The sequence below is a fragment of the Pseudonocardia sp. Ae331_Ps2 genome (genome assembly GCF_001932405.1).
Lineage (GTDB): Bacteria > Actinomycetota > Actinomycetes > Mycobacteriales > Pseudonocardiaceae > Pseudonocardia.
Genome location: NZ_MCIM01000001.1, coordinates 4,980,247 through 5,004,512 on the forward strand (window position 1 = coordinate 4,980,247; position 24,266 = coordinate 5,004,512).

Sequence of the window (24,266 nt, forward strand, 5' to 3'; positions counted from 1 at the left end):
GCGGGGCGGGCCCGGTCAGGAGACCCGGTCGGCGCAGCGCACGGCCATCCCCCGCAGCACCGCGGCGACGTCGTCGCCGAGCAGCCCGCCGTCGACCGCACCGTCCACCAGCCGCAGCGCGCCCTGCACCCGGGTGGCGATGAGCTCCTCGATGCGGCGGCGGGCGCCGGTGGACTCGATCGCGACCCGCGCCGCGGCGACGTCGACCGGACCGTCGGTCTCGTCGGAGCCGTGCAGCAACGCGTCGAGTGTGTCCCGGGTGGCCGGCCCGGCGACCTCGCGGGCCAGCACGACCAGGCTGGTGGCCTTGCGCTCGGCCAGGTCGTCGCCCGCGGTCTTGCCGGTGGCGTCGGTGCCGAACACGCCCAGCACGTCGTCGCGCATCTGGAAGGCCTCGCCGACCATCGTCCCGTAGTCGCCGAGGGCGGTGAGCAGCTCCGGCCCGGCGCCCGCCATCGCGGCACCGAGCTCCAGCGGGCGGCGCACGGTGTAGTTGCCGGACTTGCGACGCAGCACGTCCATCACCTCGTCGAGGGTGGGGACGCGGCGGGCCTCGTTGAGCAGGTCGGCGAACTGGCCGACGGCCAGCTCGGAGCGCATCTCGTCGTAGCGTGGCCAGCCGCGGTCCAGCGCGGCGCGCGGCAGCCCGCTCTCGCGCATCGCCTGCTCGGCCCAGACCAGGCACAGGTCGCCCAGCAGGACCGCGCCGGACTCGCCGAACCGCTCCGCGGAGCCGGACATGCCCTGGCCGCGATGCCAGGAAGCGAGCTGGACGTGCACCGTCGGCCGGCCGCGACGCAGCTGCGAGCGGTCCATGACGTCGTCCTGCAGCAGCGCGAACGCGTGCAGCAGCTCCAGCCCGGACACCGCGGCCAGCGCGGCGGGGGAGTCCGGGGCGGCGGCCCGCCAGCCCAGGTAGCCGAACATCGAGCGCAGGTACTTGCCGAGACCGACGAAGTCGCTCAGCACCCCGGTCACGACGTCCGCCCCGCGCATCGAGTGGACGTGCTCGGCGCAGCGACGGCGCACCGTCTCCGCGACCTGCTCACGGACCCGGTCGCGGATCTCCTCCGCCCAGCCCGGATGGGTGGGGACGAGCTCGGGGCGCCCGGGCTGTCTGGTCTGCACGGAGGTGGTCTTCACAGAGCCGGTCTGCACGGACGTGGTCGTCACCGACGTGCTCTTCACGGACGTCACGCGGCCTCCCGTCGGGTCGCCTGGGGTGGTGGGCGGCCGGACGTCGGCGTCCGGACCCGGTCGGGAGCCGAGGGCGCCGCCGGGCCGGGTCCTGTCGAGGGTATGGGGGGTACCGTCATCGCGCGCGCCGAACCGGACGGACCACCCCGGTAGTGTTCGGACGGACGCGTCCGCATGGTTCGGGTGACCCCCGTCACCGACCCGGGCCGGTCAGCCGGCGCGGAGGAACGACCACGCGGCCAGCCACACCGATCCGGCGACCAGCGCCATCGCCCCGGGCACGTGCACGACCAGGCCCGGGATGCTCCCGAACCACGCCTGGACGAAGGTGAACGCGAAGACCGCGACGGCGAGCACGGACGGCCACCACGACCCGGCCGTGACGACCCGCAGCCACACCGCGGCCGCCGCGGCGAGCCCGGTGACGACGTGCAGCACGATCGCCCCGGCGCCGTGCGGACCGACGTCGCCGCCGGTGAACAGGCCGGCGGCTGTCACGAACTGCCAGGCCAGGACCACGACCGAGGCGGTGGCGAGCACCCGCAGGGCCAGGACGGGCGTGGAGCGGACGGCGTCGGGTGCGGCGTGGCGGTGTGGGACGGTCATTCTTCCAGTCTGCCGAACCGGCCGCAGGTGTACGAACCGGGCGTTCACGCCATCGCAGGTGCGAGTGCCCGCACGCCCACGACGGCCGACCACGCCGGGAGGAAGTGCCGCGCCGGGTCGAGCGCCCGGACGCCGGTGACCGGCACGAAGTGGTGGTCCACGAACGCGCGCAGCGCCGCGGAGTGGCCGCACGGGCCCGGCACGTACGCCACGTCGTCACGCCAGCCGCACTCGCAGGCCGCGCGGTAGGCGACGGCCGGTGCGCGACGCGCGTCGGCCCAGATCCCCGTCGCGCGACCGTCGGCGGTGTCCGCGCTGACGAAACCCTCGTGGTCGTCCGACCCGGGGATCTCCACCGGTCCGATGTAGAGCACGTCGGTGATCCTCCCCGGGAGCCGGACGTGCGCAACGCCGGGGGGCCGGGAGGGCGCCCCGGTTCGCCCGGCGGTCGCCGACCGGTCCCGCGTGGCAGGCTGGACCGGTGACGGACGACGCTCGGGGCGAGGCGGTGCTGGGCGCGGCGACCGACGCGGCCCGCCGGGAGTTCGGTGACGACCTGGTGGCGGCCTACACCCTCGGCAGCCTCGCGCACGGAGGGTTCGCCCCCGCGGTCAGCGACGTCGACCTGGCCCTGGTGCTGTCGGAGACCGGCGGCGGCACGGCGTCGCGGGTGCACGACGTCGTCGCCGCGGCGCGGGACGCCGCCGCGGGCACCGACGGGCTGGCCGAGCGGCTCTCGGTGTTCTGGGCCGACCCGCACACCGTCCGCCACGGCCCCGGTGACCGGCCGGCCCGGCTGCCCGCCGTCGACCGGCTCGACCTGCTCGACTCCGGGGTGCTGCGCCACGGCACCGACGTGCGTGACGGCGCCGTGCGACCCACCCACGACGAGCTGGTCCGCGGCTCGGCCGGGTTCCTCGTCGAGCGGGTCGACGACGCCTGGCTCGCCGGGATCGCCGACCCGGCGGCACTGCTGTCCCGCGGGCCGCGGGCGGTCACCAAGACGGTGCTGTTCCCCGTCCGGTTCCTGCACACCCTCACGACCGGGGAGATCGGCCGCAACGACGCCGCCGTCGCGTCCTACGACGGCGAGCACGGCGCTCTGGTGACCGCGGCCCTGCGGTGGCGCGGCGGGACGCTCGGCGACCGGGTCGCCGCCTGGTCGCTGCTGACCGACCACCTGGCGGGGCTCTACCGGGAGTGCGTCGACGCCCACCTCGCGGCGCTGCCCGATGCCGACCCCGTCGTCGCCGGGCTGCGGGCCCTGCGCGACGCCGTGGCGCTTGTCGGTGCTCCACGGGCCGTGCCGAGGGGCCGGCTCGGTGCTTCGCCGGCCGTGCCGAGGAGCCGGCTCAGTGCTTCGCCGGCTTCCGCCCCACGAACGCCCCGATCCCCGTGACCGCACGCCCCACGACCAGGGTGTTGATCTCCTTGGTGCCCTCGTAGGAGTAGAGGGCCTCGGCGTCGTTGAAGAAGCGGCCGACCTTGTTCTCCAGCAGGATGCCGTTGCCGCCGAACACCTCCCGGGCCCGCGCGACGGCGTCGCGCAGCATGATCGTCGCCTGCCGCTTGGCCAGGGCCGCCTGCTCGTCGCGGAAGGTGCCGTCGTCCTGCATCTGCGCGACCTTGACCGCCATCCCGAGCGAGGCCACGACGTCGCCCAGGATCGACACGAGATGGTCCTGCACCAGCTGGAACGACGCGATCGGCTGCCCGAACTGGACGCGCTCGACGGCGTAGTCGCGGGCCAGCTCGTACACCCCGGCCATCGCGCCGACCGCGTTCCAGGCGACCCCGCCGCGGGTCACCCGCAGCACCCGGTTGGTGTCGCGGAAGGACTCCGCGCCCGGCAGCCGGTTCGCCTCGGGCACCCGCACACCGTCGAAGGTGAGGTCGGCGTTCTGCACCGAGCGCAGTGCGAGCTTGCCCTCCATCTTCGTCGCGGTGAAGCCGGGCATGTCCTTCTCGACGACGAAGCCCTTCACCGGGCCGCCGGTGGGGTCGTCGGTCACGTCGCGCGCCCACACGACCACCAGGTCGGCGAAGGTGCCGTTGCCGATCCAGCGCTTCGCGCCGTCGATCACCCACACCGCGTCGGCGCCGTCCCCCTCGCGCCGCGCGGTGGTCTCCAGCCCGCCCGCGACGTCGGAACCGCCGTGCGGCTCGGACAGCGCGAACGCCCCGATCAGCTCCATCCGCCGCATGGCGGGGAGCCAGCGCTGCTTCTGCTCCTCCGAGCCGCACAGGTCGATCGAGGTGAGCGCGAGCCCGGCGTGCACGCCGAAGAAGGTCGCCATCGAGGGGTCGACGCGGGACAGCTCCATCGACACGAACGACGTGAGCAGCCGCGAGTACGCGGGCCGGTCCGGCCACTCCCGGGCCAGGCCGACGACGTCGAGCTCGGCGAAGCCGGGGATGAGCTCGTACGGGAACTCGGCGCGGTCCCAGTAGTCGTCGGCGATCGGGGCGATCCGGGTCTCGGCGAACTCGCGGACCCGGGCGAGGATCTCCCGCTCCTGCGGGCCGAGCAGGTCGACGTAGCCGAAGAGGTCGGCGGGCAGAGGTGCGGTCATGACTGCTCCAGAATGTCGTCGCGGGCGGCGAGCACGGCGGTCTCGGCGCGGTCGCGTCCGGTGGTCAGTGCCTCGCGGCTGGGGCCGTAGGCGTCCTCGGTGGCGCTGCTGATCGCCTCGACGGTGTCGGCGTCGAGTGCGGGGTTCCCCAGGTCGGCCCAGCGGCGCGCCATGCCCGGGCCGAGGTGCTCGAGCAGGTGGCGCAGGCCGCCGTCACCGCCGCCGAGGTGGAAGGACAGGAACGGCCCGCCGGTCGCCCAGCGCGGGCCGAGCGCCCCGGTGACGACGCGGTCGAGCTCGGCGGGGGAGACCACGCCGTCGCGGACCAGGGACACGGCCTCGCGGAACAGCGCCGACTGGAGCCGGTTCCCGACGAAGCCGTACACCTCCTTGTGGATCTCGACCGGGTCCTTGCCGACGCCGCGCAGGAACACCGCAGCCCGCTCGACGGCGTCCCGCCCGGTCCGCCGCCCGGCGACGAGCTCGACGAGCGGCAGCACGTGCGGCGGGTTGAACGGGTGCGCCACCAGCAGCCGCGCGGCGGCGTCGTCGGGCAGCTCGGCGGCGATGTCGCTGGGCAGGATCCCGGAGGTGGAGCTGAGCAGCAGCGCCCCGGCAGGGGCGTGCGCCGCCACCGTCGCCCAGATCTCCCGCTTGACCGCCAGGTCCTCCGGGCCCTGCTCCTGGACGACGTCGGCGCCCGCGACGGCGACGGCGAGGTCGGGCTCGCACACGACCCGGTCGAGCAGGTCCGGCGAGCCGAAGCGCGCCACCCCGGTCTCGACGACGTCGGCCAGGTCCGGCCGCGGGTCGGTGACGACGACGTCGTGCCCGGCCGCGGCCAGCAGCACCGTCCAGGAGACGCCGATCGTGCCGGCGCCGATCTCGGTGATCCTCATGTCAGCGCTCCAGGTAGTCGTGCACGGTCTCGACCGGCGCCAGGGTGAGGTCGGTGAGCACGTGCGATGCGGAGACGACCTCGCGCACCGGCAGGTCCGCCAGCGGTGCGAGGACGTGGTGGAACAGCTGCAGCCGCGCCGGGCCGGTGAAGGCGCGCTTCACGGTCAGGTCGGTGATCCGGGTGCGGACCAGGCGGGCGTCGACCGGGCCGGAGCGGCCGGGGACGAGCTTGACCATGAACGTCGGGACGCCGATCTGCGCGGCGGCCTCGGCCGGGTCGAGCGGGGCGTGCTGGTAGGCCATCGTGGCGACGGCGACCGGCAGCGACCCCTTGTGCAGGGTCCCGACCAGCGCGCCGTCCTCCACGGCCAGCCTCGGGGTGCCGAACGCCTTGGGATAGGCGCTCTGCTCGCGCCCGGCGAAGGTGGCCGGCGAGTTGTCCAGCCACATCCCGTGCAGGTACTCGCCCTGCTCGCCGTCGAAGGAACAGGCCAGCGCCTGACCGGACTCGGTGTAGGGGCCGAACCCGTCGACGTCGCCCATGTGCATGACCTCGAACCGGACCAGCGGGTCACCGGCCACCAGCGGCTCGGGCAGGGCGTGGCGGAACGCGTCGGGGTCGGTGCGGTAGACGACGTTGAGGTACTCGCGGTCGGTGAACCGGTGTGCCCCGGGCGGGAACGCCGGCGCGGTGAGCGGGGTGGTCCCGGCGGCGAGGACGTCGGCGGCCCTCATCGGACCAACACCCCCTCGGCGACGAGCGCGTCGATCTCGTCCTCGGTGCGCCCCAGCTCGCGCAGCACCGCGGCGCCGTCGGCACCGAGCGCGGGGGCGGGGGTGCGCATCCCGGCCGGGGTGGCCGAGAGCCGGACCGGGAAGCCGATCGAGCGGTAGCGGCCCTCGGTGGGGTGCTCGGCCTCGGTCAGCAGGCCGCCGGAGGTGACGTACGGGTCGGTCTCGGCGTCGTCGACGGCGAGCACCGGCGCGAACGGGATCGAGTGCTCGGCGCAGAGCGCCGCCCACTCGTCGGTGGTGCGCTGCGGGGCGAGCTCGCCGATCAGTGCGTACAGCTCGGGCTGGTGCGCCGCCATCGCCGGCGAGGTGGCGAACCGCTCGTCGGCGGCCAGGTCCTCACGGCCGGCCGCGTCGAAGAAGTCCGCGATGTTGCGCGGGGTGTAGGGCAGGATGCACGCCCAGCCGTCCTTCGTCGCGACGGCCTCGTGCCCGGCCGCCATCGACCGGTTGAACCCGGTCGGGCCCTCCGCGGGCACGAAGGTGTGCCCGGACAGGTGCTCCACCAGGTTGAACGCGAGCAGCGTGTCGGTCATCGGGACCTCGACCAGCTGCCCCTCACCGGTGGCCCGCTGGTGGATCACCGCGGCCAGCGTGGAGTAGGCGATGGTCAGCGCGCACACCTTGTCCGCGAGGATCGTCGGCGCGTACGACGGGGTGCCGGTCGCCCGCCGCATCAGGTCCACCATCCCCGAGGACGCCTGCACGATCTCGTCGTAGGCGGCCCGGTCGGCCAGCTCGGAGTCGCTGCGGAAGCCCTGCGCCCGCACCTGAACCAGACGCGGGAAGCGTTCGGCGACCCGCCCGGGATCGAGCCCGAGCCGCTCCAGCGCACCGGGGCGCATGTTCGTGACGAGCACGTCGGCGGTGTCGAGCAGATCGTCGAGCACGGCCCGCCCGGCGTCGGTCTTGAGGTCGAGGGCGACCGAGCGCTTGTTGCGGTTCACGTTCAGCGCGAGCGCACCCATGCCGGGGTGGCGCTGGGGCAGCGTCCGGCGGGTCATGTCCCCGGCCGGCGGCTCGATCTTGATCACCTCCGCGCCCAGGTCACCCAGGATCTGGCAGGCGTAGGGGCCCATGACCACCGAGGCCAGGTCGATCACCCGCAGCCCGTCCAGTGCGCCACCCATGTCGTGCTCCCTCCGGTCGGTCCGCGATCACGTTCTCCATGAGCATGGCTAACTTCTCTCGCTCCTGCGAGCTACCCTTACCCATATGCGTAAGCACCACCGGACGGTGGACCGGGTCGCGGGTCTGCTCGAAGCCGCTGCGCGCCGCCCCGACGGCAGCACCCTCTCCGCGCTGGCCCGGCGCGTCGGTGCCCCGGTGTCCTCGGTGCAGAAGCTCGTCGACGGTCTCGTCGCCACCGGCTACCTCGACGAACGCGACCGTCGCTACACCCTGGGGCCCGCGCCGTGGATGCTCGCGGCGAGAGCGGGAGAACCACCCGTCCCGGCGATCCCGCACGAGGCACTCGACCAGCTGGCCCGGCACACCGGCCTGCCCGTGCTCCTCGCCGCCCGGATCGGCGACGACGCCGTCTACCTCGACTGGGCCGGCGCCGACGAGAGCTTCGACGTGGCGTTGTCCGCCCGGGTCCGCGCGCCGCTGCCCGACACCGCTGCCGGCCGGGTCCTGCTCGCCCACCTCGCCCCGGCCGAGCGCAAGCGGGTGGCGCTGGCCGCGCACGACGGCGACCCCGGCGCCGCCGCCGCGCTGCTCGACACCTGTGCACGGATCCGCACCGACGGGTTCGAACGCGGGGCGAGCGGCGCCCTGTTGCCCGGGGCGGTCGCCGTCGCGGTCGCACTCCGCCACGACGGCCGGGTCACGGGGGCGCTCTCGGCCGCCGACCGCGGGTTGGGACCGCTGCCCCGCGGGGTCGCCGACGCTCTCGCCGACGCCGCCGACGCGTGGTCGACCTGAGCCGCCGCGCGACGTTTGCCGACCGGTGTGCCGGGAAGGCGGCGGTCGATGCGTACCGACTGGATCCGAGCCCTGAACGACGGCGACGGCCCCTTCGCGACCGTCGTGCTCGACGCCACGCACGACACCGCCGACGCGACCGAGCAGTACCGCCTGCGCTGGCGCGACCTGCGTGAGCGCCTCGCCGACTCCGGCGCCGATTCCTCGGCGCTCGCCGTCCTCGACGAGGCCGTGACCGCCGCCGACGCCCCCGACGGCACGGCCGGGCGGGTACTGGTCGCCGACGCGACGCGGGTGCTGCTCGACCGGCACACCGAGGTCCCGCCCGAGCGCGGGACCGCGACCTGGGGTGCGGTCCCGGACCTGCTGGGCGTGCTCGGCGCGGTGGGGGAGGACGTGGCGACCGTCGTCGTCGCGCTCGACCGGACCGGCGGTCGGATCCGCGGCGTCGACGGCACCGTCGAGGAGGTGTCGACCGACTCCGGCGGCCCGGTCCACAAGGCGAACGTCGCAGGCCCCGGCGAGGGCTCCGCGGACGCCCGGGTCGAGGAGACCTGGAAGCGCAACGCCCGGGCCGTCGCCGAGCGGGTCGACAAGGTCGTCCGCGGCGGCAACGCGGACCTGCTCGTCGTCGCCGGGGACGCGGAGTCCCGGGCCCGCCTGCGCGACGAGCTCCCGCCGGCCTCGGCCGGGATCATGGCCGAGATCGAGAACACCGGCGGCACGGCGCCCGAGCAGGTCGACGACACCGTCCGCGCCGCGGCCGACGAGGTCCGCGAGGCCCGCCGCGGCGAGGCCGTCGCCGGCTTCGCGACCGCCTCCGGCCGCGACGACGGGCTCGCCGTCACCGGGCTCGGCGACGTCGTCGGGGCCACCCGTGCGCACGCCGTCGAGACGCTGCTGGTCGACCCGTCCGCGGTGCCCGGGACCGAGCTGGTCGCCGGGACCGACCCGGCGGCAGTGGGGGAGAAGGCCGACGAGCTCGTCGGTGACACCCCGGTGCTGTCCGGCCCGGCCGCGAACGTGCTCGTCCGGGCGGCCGCCGCGACCGATGCTGCCGTCGTGCTGGTCCACCCGGACGACGAGGTCTCGCTCACCGACGGTGTCGGCGCCGTCCTGCGCTTCCCGGTCGGTCCCGCCGCCTGAGCCCGCGACCGTCGTGCTCCGTCCCGGGCCGTACCGGCCGGGACGGGGCATGATCGGTTCCATGAGCGACCAGCGGATCGAGACCTCCCGCATCGTCGACGCGAGCCCGGCCGAGATCTTCGCCGTGCTCCGTGACCCGCGTGGGCACGTGGCCATCGACAGCTCCGGCATGCTGATGTCGGCCGAGGGCGAACCGGTCTCGGCGGCCGGGGACACCTTCGTCGTGCACATGGACCGCGAGTCGCTCGGCGACCGTCCGATGGGGCGCTACGACGTCACCGTGCACATCGCGAGCTACGTGCCGGACAGCGAGATCTCCTGGACCATCGTCGGCGTCATGCGCCCGCCGGTCGGCCACGTGTACGGCTACCGGCTGGAGCCGGTCGACCAGGCCGATGGCGGCGGCACCCGGGTCGTCTCGTGGTGCGACTGGTCCGACATCCACCCGCAGTACCGCGACTCCGACCTGTTCCCGGTGATCTCCGCGGCGTCGCTCAGGGCGACCCTGGGCATCCTCGCCCGGACCGTGCAGACGTTCCCGGCACCGGTGGTCGCCGTACCACCGTCGTAGCGGTCCGCCGTCACCCCGCTGTCACCCCGTTGTCGTAGCGCGGTGCCGACGACCGGGCCACGGTGCGCGCCGGCACTGGGCGGTGCGGGTGAACCGGACCTGTTTGCGATTGAACCGCGCACGGCCGGGGAATCCTGGGGCCACGAACGCACGACACGAACTCCTGCACGGACCGGGCGCTGGGGAGCCTTCCGGTCCGTGGGCCCCGGGTCCGGGGTGCGACCGCTTCGGGGGTGGTCGCACCCCGGACCCGTTCCTCGTCGCGGCCACCCCGGCGGGCCGTCGCGGCACGCCGGATCCCGCGGGCTCGGATGTACTCCCGACGCCGAACGCATACCCTGTGGGAATGACCGAGCCCGGAACCGTGGCGCCGCTGGCGCTCGACGAGCAGCTCTGTTTCGCGCTCCACTCGGCGTCCCGCGCGATGACCGGGTGCTACCGCCCGATCCTCGACGCCATCGGGCTGACCTACAGCCAGTACGCGGTCCTGCTCGTGCTGTGGGTCGAGGAGACGGTGCCCCAGCGGGAACTCGGGGAGCGCATGTTCCTCGACAGCGGCACGTTGTCGCCGATGCTGACCCGGCTGGAGGGCCGCGGGCTGGTCACCCGCGCCCGTCGCCCGGACGACGAGCGCACCGTGCAGGTGTCGCTCACCGAGAAGGGCAAGGCGCTGCGGGACCAGGCCGCCGCCGCACAGGACGAGGTCATCAAGGCCACCGGCATGTCGACGGACGAGCTGTTCCGCCTCCGGGACGACCTGCAGCGGCTCGCCTCCCGCCTCCGGGCGTCGGAGGCCGGGGCCGCCTCGGCCTGACCGGGGCCGCACCACGCGTCCGCGCCGCGGCGCGGATCGTTGCACGGGTATATGCTTGCCGACAGGCAATCATATGGAGTGTGCATGAGCGGCCTCGACCCCGACGAGCTGGCGCGGCTGCGCACGGACCTGGCCCGGATCGCCCGGGGCCTGGACCGGGCCACCCGCGGCTCCGACCTCACCCGCAGCGCCCTGTCGGTGCTCGGCACCGTCGCCGTCCGCGGCCCGATCGGGATGGGGGAGCTCGCCACCGTCGAGGGCGTCAACCCCACGATGCTGTCGCGTCTGGCCGGCAAGCTGGAAGCCGCGGGGCTGCTCGTCCGCGACACCGACCCCGACGACGGCCGCGCCGTGCGCGTCGCGGTCACCGAGGCGGGCGCGGCCGAGCACCGCCGACGCCGCGAGGAACGCACCCGTCTGCTCGGCACACACGTCGACGCCCTGACCCCCGACCACGCCGCACGGCTGCGGGCCGCGCTGCCCGCGCTCGACGCGCTCGCCGCGGCCCTGCGGGACGCACGGTGACCGCCGGCCCGGACCAGGCACCCCGGCGGGCGCTCGCCCGGACCTTCGCGTCGCTGTCCGGCCACAACTACCGGCTCTGGGTCGGCGGTCAGTCGATCTCCCTGGTCGGCACCTGGATGCAGTCGATCGCCCAGTCCTGGCTGGTCTACGAGCTGACCGGGTCCGCGGCCGTGCTCGGTACCGTCGTCGCCGTCCAGACCGTGCCCACGCTGCTCCTCGGGCCCTACGCCGGGGTGTGGGTGGACCGGCTCGACCGGCGACGGCTGATGATCGGCCTGCAGACGATGATGGGCCTGCAGGCCGCCGCGCTCGCCGTGCTCACCCTCACCGGCACCGTCGCGCTCTGGCACGTCTACGTGCTGGCCGCGGTGCTCGGGCTGAACAAGGCCGTCGAGAACCCGGCCCGGCAGACCTTCGTGCACGAGCTCGTCGGCCCCGACGACCTCCGCAACGCCGTCACCCTCAACTCGGTCCTGGTCAACGCCGCGCGCGCGGTCGGTCCCGCGGTCGCCGGGCTGGTCATCGTCGCGGGCGGGACCGGGATCTGCTTCGCGGTCAACGCGGTCAGCTTCGTCGCCGTCGTGACCTCGCTGCTGCGCCTGGACACCTCCGCGCTCGTGCCCACCGCGCCGGCGCCGCGGGCGCCCGGGCAGCTGCGCGAGGGACTCGCGCACGTGCGGGACAACCCCGAGCTGCGGGTCCCGCTGGTGATGATGGCGTTGATCGGCTGCCTGGCCTACGAGTTCCCGGTGGTGGCCTCGCAGACCTTCGGCGGCGACGCGAGCACCTACGGCTGGCTGACCGGCGCGATGGGTGTCGGCGCGGTCGTCGGGGGGCTCGTCGTCGCCGGGAACGGGCGCACCGGGGTGCCGATGCTGGTGCGCACCGCGCTGCTGTTCGGCCTGGTCATGGGGCTCGCCGCGATTGCGCCGTCGCTGTGGGTCGCGCTGGTCGCGATGGGGCTGGTCGGGATGGCCAGCGTCGCGTTCATGGCGGGCGGCAACTCGACGCTGCAGCTGGCCTCGGCCCCGCACATGCGGGGGCGGGTGATGGCGCTGTGGTCGGTGGCCTTCCTCGGCTCCACCCCGATCGGCGGCCCGATCGCCGGCTGGGTCAGCGAGCAGTGGGGTGGTCGCGGCGGGCTCGCGCTGGGGGCGGTGGCCTGCCTGGTCGCGGCCGCGATCGGCCTCCCCACGGCGCGCCGCGCCGCCCGGGCGGAGGCCGCGTCGTGAGCGCGCCCGGCCGGCCGGCGGTGCTCACGGCCGTCGCCGCCGGCGGGGTGGTGGGCGCCGAGGTGCGCTGGCTGCTCGGGCTCGTCGGCCCGCCGGCACCGTGGACGACGCTGATCATCAACGTCACCGGCTGCCTGCTCATGGGGATGCTGATGGTGCTGGTCACCGGGCGGTTCTCCGCCCACCCGCTGGTCCGACCGGCCCTCGGGGTCGGGGTGCTCGGCGGGTACACGACGTTCTCCACCTACGCCGTCGACGTCGCCGCGCCGGCGTTCGGGTCACCGGGGTCGCTCGCGCTGATGGTCGGCACCCCGGTGCTCGCCGTCGCCGCGACGGCGCTCGGCGCGAGCCTGACCCGCGCGCTCGCCGGGGGCGGAGCCCCATGACGGCGCTGCTCGTCGCCCTCGGTGCGGCCGTCGGGGCGCCACTGCGCTACCTGGTCGACACCGCGGTGAAGGCGCGGACGCCGTCGGCGTTCCCGTGGGGCACCTGGGTGATCAACGTGGTGGGGTCGTTCGTGCTGGGTGCGGTGGTGGCGCTGACCCCGTCGGCCGGGGCGGGGTTCGCCGCGCTGCTCGGCACCGGGTTCTGCGGGGCGTTCACCACCTACAGCACCTTCGGCTGGGAGACGCTGTCGCTGCTCGAACGGGGTCGTACCGCGCTCGCCGTGGGCTACGCGGCGGCCAGTGCCGTCGTCGGTGTCGCGGCGGCGCTGGCCGGGCACGCGCTGCTCACCGCCGTGGCCGGCTGAGCGCGCCGGGAGACGGCGGCCGGGTCAGCGGATGCGGCCGCCGGTGGCGATGCGCAGCAGGTCACGGGCGGTGCCGCGGGGGGAGGTGCCCTCCCGCCAGACGGCACGGAACTCCCGGGTCAGGTCGAGGCCGCGGACGTCGACGACGACCAGGGACCCGGCCGCGACGTCGGCGGCGACCACCGCACGCCCCAGCACCGCGGGGCCCGCGCCGGCGCGGACGGCGGCACGCAGGGCGGCGTCCGCGGCGTACTCGCGACGCGGCGCAGCGAGCTCACCGGCACCGGCGGCGTCGAGCGCGGCCTCCAGCGCGGGCCGGGCTCCGGCACCGGGCGGCCGGGTGAGCAGCGGGGTACCCGCCAGCTCCGTGGCGTCGACACCGTCGACCGCGGACCACGGGTGCCCGGGGGCGACGACGAGCACCAGCGGGTCCGACGCCACCGTCGCCGCGTGCAGGTCCTCCAGGGGGCCGGGCGTGGACACCACACCGACGGCCGCGTCACCGGACCGGACCGCCGCGGCGGGGTCCGCGGTGTCACGCAGCACGACCCGCCCGCCCGGGCCGTCGCGCAGCTCGACCAGCCAGCCCTGCAGCAGACACTCCGCGACCACCGGGTTCGCCGCCAGGACGACCGCGTCCTCCCCGGCCGGCTCGTCGCGCAGGGCCGCGACCGCGACGTCCAGGTCGGCCGCGGCGGCCAGCAGCGGGCCCGCCCACTCCACGAGCAGGACGCCGCGGGTGGTGAGGCTGCTCGACCGGCGCCCCCGCCGGCCGCGTTCGAGCACCGGCCCGCCGGCCTGCTGTTCGGCGGCCCGGATCCGCGCCGACGCGGCCTGCACCGTCAGCCCGAGCCCCTCGGCCGCTGTGGCCATGCTCCCGGAGCAGGCGATGTCGCGGAGCAGGGCGAGAGCGGTCAGGTCGGGGACGCGTGCGGGTGCGGTGGCCATCGGAGCCAGCCTAGGTGGCGGGCGGGGTCACACTCCCAGCAGCCCGCGCAGATAGGCCGCCTGACCGGCGTGCTGGAGGTCGTCGCCGACCACACTGACCAGGCGTTCGCCGAGGGTCACGTTCTCCCCCCAGGTGGGCGGCAGGACGCGCGACAGGTCCTCGTCGGCGAGGCCCGCGAGGTGCCCGACGGTGCGTTCGTGCACCGCCGCGCCGTAGCCGGTCAGCAGGTCGGCGGTCGTCCGCACGGCGTCGACCTGCGCCGAGGTGTGCCCGAACCCGGTGTCGGCGGGGTCGAGGTCGAGGCCGAACCGCTCGGCCCAGCCCTCGCCGGTCCAGACCTGCTCGGCGTCGAAGGCCTCGGCGACGTGGTCGTCCTGCACCCGCAGCAGGTGCCACACCAGCCAGCCGATCGGGTTGCCGGGGCCGTCCGCACCCTCCGGGCGGCGGGCGAGGTCGGCCTCGGACAGGCCGTCGACCACCTCGCGCACGAGCTCGTCGATCCGGCCGACGTGGTCGGTCAGCAGTTCCGCGGTCGTCGTCATGCGGCAGGCGTTCCCGTATGCAGGCCTCCGCATGCGGGTTCGTGCGGGTTACGGTGGGCCGTGGTGACCGAGAACGTGAGGACCCACAGCGCGCACTGGGGCGTGTTCCACGCCCGCTGGGACGGCAGCAGGCTGCGGGTCCGCCCGCACCCCGGCGACCCGGACCCGTCGCCGGTGCTGGACAACGTCCCCGCGGCCGTCGGGCACGCCGCCCGGGTCGCCGCACCGGCGGTGCGCCGCGGCTGGTGGGACCGGGGCCCCGGTCGTGACCCCGGCCGCGGGCGCGACGGCTATCGCACGGTGTCCTGGGACGCCGTGCTCGACCGGCTCGCCGAGGAGACCCACCGGGTCCGTTCCACCCACGGCGACGAGGCCGTCTACGGCGGCTCCTACGGCTGGGCGTCGGCCGGGCGGTTCCACCACGCGCAGAGCCAGCTGCACCGGTTCCTGGCGCTGACCGGGGGCTACACCCGCTCGGTCAACACCTACTCCGGCGGTGCCGCCGAGGTGGTCCTGCCGCACGTGCTGGGCACCTTCGACGCGGTGACCCGCTACGCGGTGACCTGGGACCAGGTCGCGGCGCACACCGACACCGTCGTCGCGTTCGGCGGGATGGCGCTGAAGAACTCCGCGATCGCCGCGGGCGGGGTCAGCCGGCACGTCGAGCGCGGGGCGATGCGCGCCGCGCGTGAACGGGGCGCGGTGTTCGTGCTGGTCAGCCCGCTGCGCCCGGACCTGTCCGAGGCCCTCGACGCCACCTGGCTGCCGATCCGGCCAGGCACCGACGTCGCCCTGATGCTGGCGCTCATGCACACGATCGTCGAGGCGGGGCGGGCCGACACCGACTTCCTCGCCTCGCACTGCGACGGCTGGGACCGGCTGCGCGAGTACCTGTTCGCCGCCCCGGCGCGCGACGCGGGGTGGGCCGAGGACATCACCGGCATCCCGGCCGCGACGATCCGGGAGCTGGCCTGGCGGATGGCGCACGGCCGCACCCTGGTCACCGTCGCGCAGTCGCTGCAGCGTGCCGAGCACGGCGAGCAGCCGGTGTGGGGCGGGACGGCCCTCGCCGCGGTGCTCGGCCAGATCGGCCTGTCCGGCGGCGGCTTCAACTACGGCCTCGGGTCGCTCGGGCACTACGGGCGCCCGCGCAACGCGGTGCCGGTGCCCACGTTCTCCCGGGCGCCGAACCCGGTGACCTCGTTCATCCCGGTCGCACGGGTCGCGGACATGCTGCTGCACCCGGGGGAGACCTACTCATACCGGGGCGTCGACGACACCTACCCGCACGTGCGGATGGCGTGGTGGGCCGGGGGCAACCCGTTCCACCACCACCAGGACCTGCGTCGGCTGCGGCGCGCGGTCGCCGAGCTCGACACGTTCGTCGTGCACGACCCGATGTGGACGGCGACGGCGCGGCACGCCGACGTCGTGCTGCCGTCGACGACGACCCTGGAACGAGACGACATCGGCGTCACCAGCTCCGACCCGCTCGTCGTCGCGATGAAGCAGCTCGTGCCCCGGCACGGCGAGGCCCGCGACGACTACGACGTGCTCGCCGACCTGGCCGCGCGGCTCGGGCACGGCGAGGCCTTCACCGAGGGCCGGACGTCGCACGAGTGGCTGGTCCACATGTACGACCGCACCCGCAAGGGCCTGGCCGACCGGGGACTCGACGCGCCGTCGTTCGAGGAGTTCTGGGAGCGCGGCGAGCTGGAGCTGCCCCGGCGTCCCGACGACGGCGGGATGCTCGGCCGCTTCCGCGCCGACCCCGCCCGGCACCCGTTGCCGACGGCGTCCGGCCGCGTCCAGCTCGGGTCCGGCCCGATCGCCGCGCTCGGGCTGCCCGACCACCCCGGCCACCCCGCGTGGATCGAGCCGACCGAGGTCCCCGACGACCGGCACCCGTTCTGGCTGGTCTCCAACCAGCCGGCGACCCGGCTGCACTCCCAGCTCGACTTCGGCGCCCACTCGGCCGGGGCGAAACGCTCCGGGCGCGAGGTCGTGCGCATCCACCCCGACGACGCCGCCCGGCTCGGGATCGGCGACGGCGACGTCGTCCGCATCCACAACGACCGCGGTGCCTGCCTGGCCGCGGCGCGGGTCACCGACGACATCCGGCCCGGCGTGCTGCAGCTGCCGACCGGGGCGTGGTGGGACCCGCGCCCCGACCCGGACCGTCCCGAGTTCGGCGACGACGGCCTCTGCGTGCACGGCAACCCGAACGCCGTGACCCGCGACCGCGGGACGTCGAGCTTCGCGCAGGGCTGCAGCGGTCAGCTGTGCGCGGTCGCCGTCGAGCGGTACCGGTACGACGCCCCGGAGGTCACCGCGCACGTCCCGCCGGTCATGCGGTGACCGGGCCCGCCAGGTCCTTCTCGATCTCCTCGAGGCTGCGGCCCTTGGTCTCCGGTAGGAGCCTCGTCGCGTACAGGTAGGCGGCGGCCGTCGTCACCGCGAAGAACAGGAAGTTCCAGCCCGCCCCGAACGCCTCGAGCAGCGACGGGAACAGCAGCGCGACGGTCATGTTGAACAGCCAGTTGAACGTCACGCAGAACGCGACCGCGCCGGCGCGGACCCGCAGCGGGAACAGCTCAGGCAGCAGCACCCACTGCACCGGGCCCCAGGAGATCGAGAACGAGGCGATGTAGACGACGATCCCGGCCAGCGTCAGGCCGAGCAGCAGCGGTCCCTGCTCCAGGCCGACCAGGTTCGTGACCGCCAGGACGATCATCGCCAGGCACATGCCGACCGCGCCCCACCGCAGCAGCGGGCGTCGCCCGGCGCGGTCGATCAGCCACATCCCGGGCAGCGTCATCAGCATGTTCACCGCGCCGATGGCGACGTTGGCGCCGATCGCGTCGGTCGCCCCGTACCCGACGTCGGTGAGCAGGGTCGGCGCGTAGTAGATGATCGTGTTGATGCCGACGAAGTTCTGGAAGAACACCAGGAGCATCCCGATCAGGGTCAGCCGCCGCAGCCGCGGGGAGAACAGCGTGCCGATCGCGACCTTCTCGGTGTGCTCGCGCTCGACGCGCACGCTCTCCCGGATCTCCGACAGCTCGGCCTCGGCCGCCTCCGGGGTGCCGCGCAGCCGCTCCAGGACGGCCCGGGCCGTGGTGACACCGTCCTCGTCACTGCCGGGTCCGTGTGCGACCAGCCAGCGGGGGCTCTCCGGCTGGGTGTAGATGCCGATCGCGAGGACGACCGCGGGGATCACGCCGAGCCCGATCATCCAGCGCCAGTCCCGGGCGTCGGCGAAGGCGTAGTCGACCACGTAGGCGAGGAAGATCCCGACGGTCACCAGCAGCTGCATGAGCGAGGTGAGCCGCCCGCGGATCCGGGCCGGGGCCAGCTCGGACAGGTACATCGGCACGACCACCGACACGATCCCGACGCCGACGCCCATCACGAACCGGAACCCGACGAGCATCGCGACGTTCACCCCGAGGGCCGCGCCGAGCGTGCCGACGACGAACACGATGCCGCCGAGCAGGATCAGTGGCCGCCGGCCGAGGGTGTCGGCGAGCTTGCCGGAGACACCCGCCCCGAGCATCGCGCCGACGAGCAGCCCGGACACCACGGTGCCCTGCTCCAGTGAGGACAGCGGGATGTCGTCGGGGATGAACAGGATCGCCCCGGAGATGACGCCCGTGTCGTACCCCCACAGGATCCCGCCGAGTGCCCCGAAGAACCAGATCGCCCACTGCGACGGCCGCTTCGCCGTCCCTGCCCCCGAACTCATCCGCCGATCCTCCGGCGGGGTGTTGCGGGCCGCAACAGGAGGGTCAGGTGGCGTGCCGGGAGGCGTCCAGCCTGCGGCGTCCGTCGTCGGTCGCGGCGTCGACCTCCCGGACCCCCAGCGCCTTCGCCAGCCCCGATGCCGGCATGTCCCCGTAGACGGTCTCGAACTCCCCGGCGACGAAGGTCTCGTGCCAGATGCCGACGGCCCCGGGGTAGCGGCGGGCCCGCCGGTTGAACGCGGCCCAGGCCGGCCGGTGCGTCGCCGTGGTGTCGCTCGCGTAGGCGTAGAGGGACTCGCGGTCGCGCCAGTACTGGACGAGCAGCGGACCGCCGGGGCCGATCCCCGAGCGGGTCCCGAGCAGCCCGTGGGCGGGCTCCCGTTCCAGCTCGCGCAGCATCCCGGCCATCGCGGTCACGACCGGGAGCCAGGCCCGGACCTTCCAGGGCCGGTTGAAGCGCATCCCGATCAGGAACACGACGACCTGGTCCTCGGTCGGCTGGTTGGTCGTGCGGGTGTAGGGCGCCATCGGTCCACTCCCTCGTGCGGCGGGCTATGGATACTGACACTATCCGATAGCGGGGTCATCCGTCGCGGTCGAGCCAGGCCCGGACCTCGGCGGAGTCGGCCCCGAGTGGCGGGGGAGAGCGGCGGTAGGACGGCGGGGTGGCCGACCAGCCGACCGGGTTGCGGACGGTCGGGATCGCGGCGGCGTCGTCGGCCCGGACGACCGGGTCGAGCCCGAGCTCCTCGGCGAGGGCGACACCGCCGTCGACGGTGTTGATCGGGCCGCAGGGCACGCCGGCGGCGGTGATCGCGTCGTACCACTCCTGGGCGGTGCGGGTGGCGAGGCGGGCGCGCAGCCGCTGCTCGATCTCTTCGCGGTGGCCGATCCGGTCGGACATGGTCGCGAAGCGCGGGTCCTGCGCCATGGCCGGGTCGCCGAGGACGGTCGCGAGCTTGCGGAACTGGCCGTCGTTGCCGGCGATGACGATGAGGTCGCCGTCCGCGGTGGGCATCGGCTGGTAGGGGAACACGCTGGGGTGGGCGTTGCCCATCCGGCGGCCGAACGCGCCGGCGGCGACGTAGGCCTCGCTCTGGTTGACCAGGGTGGACATCGCGACCGACAGCAGGTTGGTCTCCAGCAGCTGGCCCTGCCCGGTCCGCTCGCGGTGCCGCAGCGCCGCGCTGACCGCGAGTGCCGCGTGCAGCCCGGTCAGGACGTCGAAGACCGCGACCCCCGCGCGGAACGGGGGACCGTCGGCGTCGCCGGTCAGGCTCATCAGCCCGGACACCGCCTGGACCAGCAGGTCGTAGCCGGCCAGGTGGGCGCCGCCGTGGGCCCCGAACCCGGTGATCGAGCAGTACACGACCCCGGGGTTGTCGCGGGCGACGCTGTCGTGGTCCAGCCCGAACCGCGCCGCACCGCCCGGCCGGAAGTTCTCGACGACGACGTCGGCCCGCCGCGCCAGCTCCCGTGCCGCCGCGAGGTCGCCCGGGTCGGTCAGGTCGAGCACGACCGACCGCTTGTTCCGGTTGATGGACAGGTAGTAGGTGGAGATCTCGCCCTGCTCGGGGTCGCTGACCACCGGGGGCTTCCAGGTGCGTGTGTCGTCGCCGCCCGGGCCCTCGACCTTGATCACCGTCGCGCCGAGGTCGGCCAGCATCATCGTGGCGTAGGGCCCGGCGAGCACGCGGGAGAAGTCGGCCACCAGCACGCCGTCCAGTGGTCCGCCGGTGGGGTCGTCGCCGAACGGGGAGTGGTCCACGTCCCGGCACGCTAGCCGCGACGACGCCCGGCCGCTCACGGTGGGTCGGGCGCCTACGGTGGGTCGGGCCCGAGGCGTTCGATGGCCAGGGATCATCCCAGGGAGAGCTGGATGTCCCCGTTCCGGACGGCGGCGTCGGTGAACGTCACCTCACCGCGATGGCCGACCTCCACGGTGTAGAAGTCCGAAGCCGGTACGTCGTCGACGACGAAGGAGAAGGTGCAGCCGTAGCTGCTGCCCGTCCCGCTGTCGAGCGCACCGACGCCGGCGATCCTGCCGGCGGAGTCCCGGACGGTCACCGCCGTCCCGGCGACGATGTCGTCGTAGCCGCTCGACAGGCGGCAGGAACCGTAGGACGAGCTCGAGTAGAGCGAACTCGTGCCGTTCACGACCGTCATGGCTCCGGTGATGCTCCGGGTCGAGGCGTCCGCCAGGGCGAGCAGCAGCCCCGTCGCGAGGGCCAGGACGACCGCGACCGCGGCGGCCGCCAGGAGACGGCGGGAGGTCCGGGACCCGAGCTGGACATGGCCCGGCGTCGCGGCAGCGGCCCAGGGAGCCCGTGGCAGCGGGACCGGGGTCTGGGCGACCCGGGTCTGGGTGACCTGGGACTGGGCGTGCTGCCACTCCCGGAAGCGGGCCCACTCGTGGCGGTCCTGCTCCGACATGGACTCCCACTGCTGCACGTTCATGGTCTCCCGATCTCCGCTGTCCGGCCGTTCCCGACTGGTCCGTTCGGACGGCATGTCGACGGTCGCGTCCGGCGCGTTGCACGGAGTCCCCAGTTCTGATGAGGCGGCCCTGATGAGGCGGCGCCTACCCGACGTCCCCGTCGACGTAGAACCACCGCCCGTCCTCCCGGACGAACCGGCTGCGCTCGGCCAGCACCCCGTCCGTCCGGTGGGCCCGGAACTCGACGGTCCCCTCGGTCTCGAACATCGTCCCGCCCGAACGCGCGACGATCTCCAGCCCCGTCCACACCGACCCCGGCTCCAGCCGCAGCCGCCGCGGTCGCGTCGACGGGTGCCACGACGCCAGCAGGTACGCGCGGTCGCCCCGCACGAAGGCGGTGTAGCGGCTGCGCATCAGGGCCTCCGCCGTGGCGGCGGGGCGCCCGGCGAGCACGGGGGCGCAGCAGGTGTCCTCGGGGCGGCCGGTACCGCAGGGGCAGAGCACGGTCGTCGAGCATGCTCCACCCCGCATGTGAGGTGCCCGACCGACCCGACGGGACAGTTGACCACCTCGACGGACGTGTGGTCGTCTCATCCGTCGCCGTGCCGTGTACCGCAGGAGGAATGCCGACGTGACGGACTTCTACGACGTCCTGCACTCCCGCCGTGACGTCCGTACCGGCTTCCGGCCCGATCCGGTCGACGACGACGTCCTCACCCGCGTCCTGGCGGCCGCGCACGCCGCTCCGAGCGTCGGGTTCTCCCAGCCCTGGGACTTCGTGCTGGTCCGCGACGCGGCCGTCCGCGAGCGCGTGCACGCCCTGGTCTCCGCCCAGCGCGACCGCTACGCCGCGTCGCTGCCCGCCGCCCGCGCCGAGGCGCTGCGCGCGATCCGGGTGGAGGCGATCCGGGAGACCCCGCTGAACGTCGTCGTGACCGCCGACGCCACCCGCGGCGGTCGCCACACCCTCGGCCGGCACGAACGGCCCGAGATGGGCCCCTACTCCGCCGCGCTCGCGGTGCAGAACCTGTGGCTGGCCGCCCGGGCCGAGGGCCTCGGCGTCGGCTGGGTGTCGTTCTTCGGTGACGAGGGGCTCACCGAGCTCGGCGCGCTGCTCGGGCTGCCCGCACACGTCGAGGTCGTCGCCTACCTGTGCGTCGGCCACGTGGACGCCTTCCCCGACCGGCCCGAGCTGGAGCAGCACGGCTGGGCCCGGCGCCGCCCGCTGGACTGGGCGGTGCACCAGGACACCTGGGGTGCCCGCGGGCTGCCCGGCGCCGCACCCACCGCGCTGCTGGAGTCCACCGTGGAGGCCGTCGCACCGGTCGACGACGCCGCCCGGGCCGCGGCCCGCGACCGGCTCGACCGCATGACCAAGCCGCGTGGCGCGCTCGGCCGGGTGGAGGACGTCGCCGTCGCGCTGGCCGGAATCGCCGGCGCCGAGGTGCCGCCGGTGCCGTCCCCGGCCGCGGTCGCGATCTTCGCCGGCGACCACGGCGTCCACGCCCAGGGTGTCACCCCGTGGCCGCAGGAGGTCACCGCGCAGATGGTCGCGAACTTCACCGCGGGCGGTGCCGTGGTGAACGCGTTCGCCCGTCAGCTCGGGGCGGAGGTGCTCGTCGTCGACGTCGGGGTGGCCGCCGAGCTGGATGCCGTCCCGGGGCTGCTCCCGCGCAAGGTCGCGTCCGGCACCGCGGACATGACCGCCGGGCCCGCGATGACCCGCGAGCAGGCCCGCGCGGCACTGGAGCACGGCATCGAGGTCGCCCGAGACCTGGTCGCCGCCGGGAACCGCTGCCTGCTCACCGGGGACATGGGCATCGCCAACACCACCGCCGCGGCCGCGCTGGTGTGTGCCTTCACCGGGGCCGACCCGGCCGTCGCGACCGGGCGCGGCACCGGCGTCGACGACGAGACCCTGGCCCGCAAGACCGACGTCGTACGTCGTGCCCTGGAGCGGCACCGGCCCGATCCGGCCGACCCGCTCGGGGTGCTGGCCGCCGTCGGCGGGCTGGAGCACGCGGGACTGGCCGGGTTCGTCCTGGGCGCCGCCGCGCTGCGCACCCCCGTGGTGCTCGACGGCATCATCGCCGGCTCCGCCGCGCTCGTCGCCGCCGCGTTCGCCCCGGAGGTCACCGGCTACTGCCTGGGCGGGCACCGCTCCGCCGAGCCGGGCGGTGCGCTCGCCCTGGACCATCTCGGCCTGGCGCCGCTGCTGGAGCTCGACATGCGCCTCGGCGAGGGCACCGGCGCGCTGCTCGCGCTGCCGGTGCTGCAGGGCGCGGCGCGGGCGATGGCCGACGTCGCCACCTTCGACGCCGCCGGGGTCACGGACAAGACCGGTGGGTGACCCGCTCACCGTCGTCGGGGTCGGTGCCGACGGGTGGGCCGGGCTGCCGGAGACCCACCGCGACGCCCTGCGCGACGCCGAGATGCTGCTCGGCGGGCCCCGCCAGCTAGACCTGCTGCCCGCCGACGTCGCCGGGGAGCGGCGGGCGTGGCCGTCGCCGCTGGTCCCGGCGCTGCCCGGGATCCTCGACGAGCTGTCCGGCCGCCGCGTCGCGGTGCTCGCCTCCGGCGACCCGATGTTCTTCGGGATCGGCGCCACGCTCGCCCGCGTCGCCGGGCCGGACCGGCTGCGAGTGCTGACCCACCCGTCGTCGGTGGCGCTGGCGTGCGCCCGCCTGGGCTGGGGCTCGGAGCACGTCGCGGTGCTCAGCGTCGTCGGCCGCCCGCTCGACGCGCTGCGCCGGGCGCTGGCCCCGGGCGCCCGCCTGGTCGTGCTCTCGGCCGGAGCCGGGTCGCCCACCGAGATCGCCGGGCTGCTCGCCGGCGCCGGGTGGGGTGGGTCGCGGATGACGGTCCTGGAACGGCTCGGCGCGCCCGACGAGCGCCGGGTGTCCGCCACCGCCGCGGCCTGGCGGGGCGAGGCGGACGCGTTGAACGTCGTCGCCCTCGAGTGCGTGCCCGACGCCGGGCTGGTCCCGCCGGGGGAGACGCCCGGCCTCCCCGACGACGCCTACGACCACGACGGACAGCTCACCAAGCGCGAGGTCCGCGCCGTCACCCTCGCCCACCTCGCGCCCCGCGCGGGGGAGCTGCTGTGGGACGTCGGCGCCGGGTCCGGCTCGATCGGCATCGAGTGGATGCGGGCGCACCCGCGGTGCCGCGCGATCGCCGTCGAGAGCCGTCCCGAGCGCGCCGACCGGGTCGCCGCCAACGCCGCGGCCCTCGGCGTCCCCGGCCTGCGGGTGGTGACCGGCCCCGCGCCGGACGTGCTGGCCGGGCTGGAACGCCCCGACGTCGTGTTCGTCGGCGGCGGGCTGACCCGCGATGGCGTCCTCGACGCCTGCCTGGCCGCGCTGGGCCCGGGCGGTCGCCTGGTCGCCAACGCGGTCACGGTGCAGACCGAGGCGGCCCTGGCCGCCGCCCACGCCGCGCACGGCGGGGACCTCGTGCGGGTGCAGGTCGCCCGCGCCGTCCCCGTCGGCGGCTTCCACGGATGGCGCCCCGCCATGCCTGTGACCCTGTGGAGCTGGAGGAACCCCTCGTGAGGACCGAA

26 protein-coding genes are annotated in these 24,266 nt (G+C 75.0%); 12 read left to right on the forward strand and 14 right to left on the reverse strand.

Features of this window, described 5'->3' with window-relative positions; translation table 11 throughout:
* Positions 1-15: 15 nt before the first annotated feature.
* The 3 genes from Ae331Ps2_RS23300 to Ae331Ps2_RS23310 form a co-directional block, all read right to left on the reverse strand.
* Positions 16-1,173, reverse strand: a complete 1,158-nt coding sequence (locus Ae331Ps2_RS23300; RefSeq protein ID WP_249265567.1) for a polyprenyl synthetase family protein — start codon at positions 1,171-1,173, stop codon at positions 16-18.
* Positions 1,174-1,407: 234 nt separating this feature from the next.
* Positions 1,408-1,803 carry a hypothetical protein gene (locus Ae331Ps2_RS23305; protein WP_075306548.1) on the reverse strand — a complete coding sequence of 132 codons (396 nt, stop codon included), beginning with the start codon at positions 1,801-1,803 and terminating at the stop codon, positions 1,408-1,410.
* A gap of 44 nt (positions 1,804-1,847) precedes the next feature.
* Positions 1,848-2,177, reverse strand: coding sequence for a hypothetical protein (locus Ae331Ps2_RS23310; protein WP_020626529.1), 330 nt, complete (start codon positions 2,175-2,177; stop codon positions 1,848-1,850).
* Positions 2,178-2,284: 107 nt separating this feature from the next.
* On the opposite strand from Ae331Ps2_RS23310, the gene Ae331Ps2_RS23315 reads away from it, so the two are divergent.
* A complete protein-coding gene (locus tag Ae331Ps2_RS23315) occupies positions 2,285-3,202 on the forward strand; it encodes a hypothetical protein (protein WP_075306547.1) in 918 nt (305 codons plus the stop codon).
* On the opposite strand, the gene Ae331Ps2_RS23320 is transcribed toward Ae331Ps2_RS23315, so the two are convergent.
* From Ae331Ps2_RS23320 to Ae331Ps2_RS23335, 4 genes are read right to left on the reverse strand one after another with little or no spacing between them, the layout of a single operon-like run.
* A complete protein-coding gene (locus tag Ae331Ps2_RS23320; protein ID WP_075306546.1) occupies positions 3,156-4,376 on the reverse strand; it encodes an acyl-CoA dehydrogenase family protein in 1,221 nt (406 codons plus the stop codon). The two genes, Ae331Ps2_RS23315 and Ae331Ps2_RS23320, sit on opposite strands and share 47 nt — an antisense overlap.
* Entirely contained in the window at positions 4,373-5,275 is a 903-nt protein-coding gene (locus tag Ae331Ps2_RS23325) for a 3-hydroxyacyl-CoA dehydrogenase NAD-binding domain-containing protein (protein WP_075306545.1), read from the reverse strand. The genes Ae331Ps2_RS23320 and Ae331Ps2_RS23325 overlap by 4 nt, the downstream gene beginning before the upstream one ends.
* A gap of 1 nt (position 5,276) precedes the next feature.
* Positions 5,277-6,011 carry an acetoacetate decarboxylase gene (locus Ae331Ps2_RS23330; RefSeq protein ID WP_075306544.1) on the reverse strand — a complete coding sequence of 245 codons (735 nt, stop codon included), beginning with the start codon at positions 6,009-6,011 and terminating at the stop codon, positions 5,277-5,279.
* Complete coding sequence (locus tag Ae331Ps2_RS23335; RefSeq protein ID WP_075306543.1) at positions 6,008-7,198, reverse strand: CaiB/BaiF CoA-transferase family protein; 1,191 nt, start codon at positions 7,196-7,198, stop codon at positions 6,008-6,010. Before Ae331Ps2_RS23335 ends, Ae331Ps2_RS23330 begins: the two co-directional genes overlap by 4 nt.
* 85 nt (positions 7,199-7,283) lie before the next feature.
* Between Ae331Ps2_RS23335 and Ae331Ps2_RS32730 the strand changes: the two genes are divergently transcribed.
* From Ae331Ps2_RS32730 to crcB, 8 genes are all read left to right on the forward strand, one after another.
* Positions 7,284-7,994 carry an IclR family transcriptional regulator gene (locus Ae331Ps2_RS32730; protein ID WP_083695894.1) on the forward strand — a complete coding sequence of 237 codons (711 nt, stop codon included), beginning with the start codon at positions 7,284-7,286 and terminating at the stop codon, positions 7,992-7,994.
* 48 nt (positions 7,995-8,042) lie between these two features.
* Positions 8,043-9,140, forward strand: a complete 1,098-nt coding sequence (locus tag Ae331Ps2_RS23345; RefSeq protein WP_075306541.1) for a hypothetical protein — start codon at positions 8,043-8,045, stop codon at positions 9,138-9,140.
* Positions 9,141-9,201: 61 nt separating this feature from the next.
* A complete protein-coding gene (locus Ae331Ps2_RS23350; protein WP_170918282.1) occupies positions 9,202-9,711 on the forward strand; it encodes an SRPBCC family protein in 510 nt (169 codons plus the stop codon).
* Between the two features lie 346 nt (positions 9,712-10,057).
* The gene (locus Ae331Ps2_RS23355; protein WP_075306540.1) at positions 10,058-10,525 is read left to right on the forward strand and encodes a MarR family winged helix-turn-helix transcriptional regulator; all 468 of its coding nucleotides are present in this window, start codon (positions 10,058-10,060) and stop codon (positions 10,523-10,525) included.
* An 84-nt stretch (positions 10,526-10,609) separates the two neighbouring features.
* On the forward strand, positions 10,610-11,050 hold the full coding sequence (locus Ae331Ps2_RS23360) for a MarR family winged helix-turn-helix transcriptional regulator (protein ID WP_020626519.1): 441 nt from the start codon (positions 10,610-10,612) through the stop codon (positions 11,048-11,050).
* The gene (locus Ae331Ps2_RS23365; protein ID WP_075306539.1) at positions 11,047-12,282 is read left to right on the forward strand and encodes an MFS transporter; all 1,236 of its coding nucleotides are present in this window, start codon (positions 11,047-11,049) and stop codon (positions 12,280-12,282) included. The genes Ae331Ps2_RS23360 and Ae331Ps2_RS23365 overlap by 4 nt, the downstream gene beginning before the upstream one ends.
* Positions 12,279-12,668 (forward strand): CrcB family protein, encoded by a 390-nt coding sequence (locus Ae331Ps2_RS23370; protein ID WP_233147533.1) that lies wholly within the window; start codon positions 12,279-12,281, stop codon positions 12,666-12,668. The genes Ae331Ps2_RS23365 and Ae331Ps2_RS23370 overlap by 4 nt, the downstream gene beginning before the upstream one ends.
* The gene (crcB, locus tag Ae331Ps2_RS23375) at positions 12,665-13,033 is read left to right on the forward strand and encodes a fluoride efflux transporter CrcB (RefSeq protein WP_075306538.1); all 369 of its coding nucleotides are present in this window, start codon (positions 12,665-12,667) and stop codon (positions 13,031-13,033) included. The genes Ae331Ps2_RS23370 and crcB overlap by 4 nt, the downstream gene beginning before the upstream one ends.
* Before the next feature lie 24 nt (positions 13,034-13,057).
* Here crcB and Ae331Ps2_RS23380 read toward each other — a convergent pair whose 3' ends face one another.
* Positions 13,058-13,981 carry a LysR family transcriptional regulator gene (locus tag Ae331Ps2_RS23380; RefSeq protein ID WP_075306537.1) on the reverse strand — a complete coding sequence of 308 codons (924 nt, stop codon included), beginning with the start codon at positions 13,979-13,981 and terminating at the stop codon, positions 13,058-13,060.
* Positions 13,982-14,008: 27 nt separating this feature from the next.
* A complete protein-coding gene (locus Ae331Ps2_RS23385) occupies positions 14,009-14,524 on the reverse strand; it encodes a DUF664 domain-containing protein (protein WP_075306536.1) in 516 nt (171 codons plus the stop codon).
* A 63-nt stretch (positions 14,525-14,587) separates the two neighbouring features.
* Between Ae331Ps2_RS23385 and Ae331Ps2_RS23390 the strand changes: the two genes are divergently transcribed.
* Positions 14,588-16,882 carry a molybdopterin-dependent oxidoreductase gene (locus Ae331Ps2_RS23390; protein ID WP_249265566.1) on the forward strand — a complete coding sequence of 765 codons (2,295 nt, stop codon included), beginning with the start codon at positions 14,588-14,590 and terminating at the stop codon, positions 16,880-16,882.
* Here the strand turns inward: Ae331Ps2_RS23390 and Ae331Ps2_RS23395 are convergent.
* The 5 genes from Ae331Ps2_RS23395 to Ae331Ps2_RS31455 all read right to left on the reverse strand — a co-directional run bounded on the left by Ae331Ps2_RS23395 (position 16,872) and on the right by Ae331Ps2_RS31455 (position 21,235).
* Positions 16,872-18,269, reverse strand: a complete 1,398-nt coding sequence (locus Ae331Ps2_RS23395; RefSeq protein WP_075306534.1) for a sugar porter family MFS transporter — start codon at positions 18,267-18,269, stop codon at positions 16,872-16,874. The two genes, Ae331Ps2_RS23390 and Ae331Ps2_RS23395, sit on opposite strands and share 11 nt — an antisense overlap.
* A gap of 43 nt (positions 18,270-18,312) precedes the next feature.
* Complete coding sequence (locus tag Ae331Ps2_RS23400; RefSeq protein WP_075306533.1) at positions 18,313-18,795, reverse strand: DUF4188 domain-containing protein; 483 nt, start codon at positions 18,793-18,795, stop codon at positions 18,313-18,315.
* A 55-nt stretch (positions 18,796-18,850) separates the two neighbouring features.
* Positions 18,851-20,035, reverse strand: a complete 1,185-nt coding sequence (locus tag Ae331Ps2_RS23405; RefSeq protein ID WP_075329795.1) for a CaiB/BaiF CoA-transferase family protein — start codon at positions 20,033-20,035, stop codon at positions 18,851-18,853.
* 92 nt (positions 20,036-20,127) lie between these two features.
* Positions 20,128-20,724 (reverse strand): hypothetical protein, encoded by a 597-nt coding sequence (locus Ae331Ps2_RS23410; RefSeq protein ID WP_075306531.1) that lies wholly within the window; start codon positions 20,722-20,724, stop codon positions 20,128-20,130.
* A 124-nt stretch (positions 20,725-20,848) separates the two neighbouring features.
* Positions 20,849-21,235, reverse strand: coding sequence for a YchJ family metal-binding protein (locus tag Ae331Ps2_RS31455; RefSeq protein WP_075306530.1), 387 nt, complete (start codon positions 21,233-21,235; stop codon positions 20,849-20,851).
* A gap of 100 nt (positions 21,236-21,335) precedes the next feature.
* Between Ae331Ps2_RS31455 and cobT the strand changes: the two genes are divergently transcribed.
* Positions 21,336-23,054, forward strand: coding sequence for a nicotinate-nucleotide--dimethylbenzimidazole phosphoribosyltransferase (gene cobT, locus Ae331Ps2_RS34375; protein ID WP_198932173.1), 1,719 nt, complete (start codon positions 21,336-21,338; stop codon positions 23,052-23,054).
* A complete protein-coding gene (gene cbiE / locus Ae331Ps2_RS23425; RefSeq protein WP_075306528.1) occupies positions 23,047-24,258 on the forward strand; it encodes a precorrin-6y C5,15-methyltransferase (decarboxylating) subunit CbiE in 1,212 nt (403 codons plus the stop codon). Before cobT ends, cbiE begins: the two co-directional genes overlap by 8 nt.
* The last annotated feature ends 8 nt before the right edge of the window (positions 24,259-24,266 follow it).